The organism is Streptomyces sp. NRRL F-5630 (assembly GCF_000719475.1).
Taxonomy (GTDB): domain Bacteria; phylum Actinomycetota; class Actinomycetes; order Streptomycetales; family Streptomycetaceae; genus Streptomyces.
The window spans coordinates 1-345 of sequence record NZ_JOGO01000213.1 but is presented as its reverse complement, the minus strand read 5'-3'; the positions used below and the strand labels follow the sequence as shown (position 1 = coordinate 345).

The 345-nt window shown below is 68.7% G+C and carries 1 pseudogene; it reads left to right on the top strand.

What is annotated here, in order from left to right:
• Positions 1–35: 35 nt before the first annotated feature.
• Positions 36–345: pseudogene (locus IF99_RS31475) on the top strand (polyketide synthase); the annotation flags it as partial.

Below are 345 nucleotides of genomic sequence, written 5' to 3'. Positions count from 1 at the left end.
CGTCGTTGGGGTTGGTGCGTCCGGGTGGGCGGTTCGTGGAGCTGGGCAAGGCGGATGTGCGTGATCCGGGGGAGGTCGCCGCTGCTTACGACGGCGTGACGTACCGGGCGTTTGACCTGGTGGAAGCGGGACCTGACCGCATGGGGGAGATACTGCGCGAGGTGATACGCCTCTTCGGGACGGATGTGCTGACGCGGCTGCCCCTCGGGGTCTGGGACGTGCGGCGGGCGGGTGAGGCGTTCGCGCTGATGAGCCGGGCGAGGCATGTGGGGAAGCTGGTGTTGAGTGTCCCGTCGGTGTCTGTGGGTGCTCGGTCTGCGGTGGTTCCCTCGGCTGTTTCCCCGG